The following is a 1,291-nucleotide window of genomic DNA, read 5'->3' as shown; positions in this document are numbered from 1 at the left end:
GCCAGGCCGGGTCCACCTGCCCCGACAGCCGCACCACGCCATTGACATAGGGCGGCTGGCCCGAAGGGGGCACGGGCGCGCTTTCATACCAGTCCGATACTGCTATAATGGACAGGCCATCGATGCACGCAAGCTGGTCCACGGCCCACAGGCAGGTCTCGGCCGCAGTTTCACCACTTTCGCGTGGCAGGTTGGCCCCGACCGCTATCAGGATATCGACGCGGGAAGAAGCAGATTGCAGCATTGTCATATGAAATCTGTATTCCGGACGGTTATGGTCGGGTAGTAATCCACTGGTTAGGAAACTTCTGGTAGGATACCGGCTTCATACATCATGAAACAGCGTTACCCGACAACTTTCACTTCGATGCAGAATACATACCAGACAGAATTTAACTCGACCGTGGCGTATCCACTTTCTTGTTTCAGGGACAGATCATAAATGTTTTTTCAACCCCAGGAGCGGCTCTGCCTTTTTATAGATGGCACCAGCCTGTATTCCGCTTCCCGCAATCTTGGATTTGAGGTCGATTATCGCAAGCTGCTGCAGTTTTTCCGTTCGAAATCTAACGTATTGCGGGCCTATTACTATTCCGCCGTGCTGGACACCGAGGAGTATTCCCCCCTCAAGCCGCTGACCGACTGGCTTGTCTATAACGGCTACACGCTTGTGACCAAGAGCGCGCGCGAGTTCATTGACAACAATGGCCGCCGCCGCGTGCGGGGCAACATGGATGTGGAACTGGCGGTGGACATGATGGAAATGGCCTCCCATATCGACCACGCCGTGCTGTTCAGCGGGGATTCGGATTTCCGCCGCCTGCTGGAATCCGTGCAGCGCCAGGGCGTGCGGACCACGGTGGTCGGGTCCATCAAGACCTCCCCTCCGCTTATTGGCGATGAACTGCGCCGGCAGGCCGACCAGTTCATTGAACTGGCCGACATCGCAACGCATTTCATGCGCCGCCAGATCGAGAACCGCCCGCCCCGCACGACCGCCCCGCCTGTCCGCCACCCGGCCGACCAGATGAGCGAACACGACGAGGACTGACGGATGGCGGGCACATGCCCGGCCCTGCAAGGCCGGGCGTGGCAGCTCCCTCAGCCCTCCAGTTGCAGGACCGTGCGGGTGCGCTCACGCACCTGCGCGCACAGTTCGGGATCCTGCGCCAGCTTGACGCCGTAGGACGGCACGATTTCACGCAGGCGGGCCGCCCATTGCGGCAGGCGACCGCCAAAGCAGCGCTGCAGCACCGTCAGCATGATGGGCGCGGCGGTGGACGCACCGGGG

3 protein-coding genes are annotated in these 1,291 nt (G+C 60.3%); 1 reads left to right on the top strand and 2 read right to left on the bottom strand.

Annotated elements, in window-relative coordinates; all coding sequences use genetic code 11:
- On the bottom strand, window positions 1–250 hold a 250-nt coding region (locus tag JCM25156_RS16935), incomplete at its 3' end, for a 2-amino-4-hydroxy-6-hydroxymethyldihydropteridine diphosphokinase (RefSeq protein ID WP_025814074.1).
- Window positions 251–442: 192 nt separating this feature from the next.
- Between JCM25156_RS16935 and JCM25156_RS16930 the strand changes: the two genes are divergently transcribed.
- Window positions 443–1,051 (top strand): LabA-like NYN domain-containing protein, encoded by a 609-nt coding sequence (locus JCM25156_RS16930; RefSeq protein WP_025814073.1) that lies wholly within the window; start codon window positions 443–445, stop codon window positions 1,049–1,051.
- Between the two features lie 50 nt (window positions 1,052–1,101).
- Here JCM25156_RS16930 and JCM25156_RS25655 read toward each other — a convergent pair.
- Window positions 1,102–1,291, bottom strand: a 190-nt coding sequence (locus JCM25156_RS25655; protein WP_034960611.1) for a malate:quinone oxidoreductase, incomplete at its 5' end; no start/stop codon positions are given.

It is taken from the genome of Komagataeibacter kakiaceti JCM 25156 (assembly GCF_000613305.1).
Note: the sequence above shows the minus strand (reverse complement) of the source record. Positions and strands in the feature narration are given on the sequence as shown.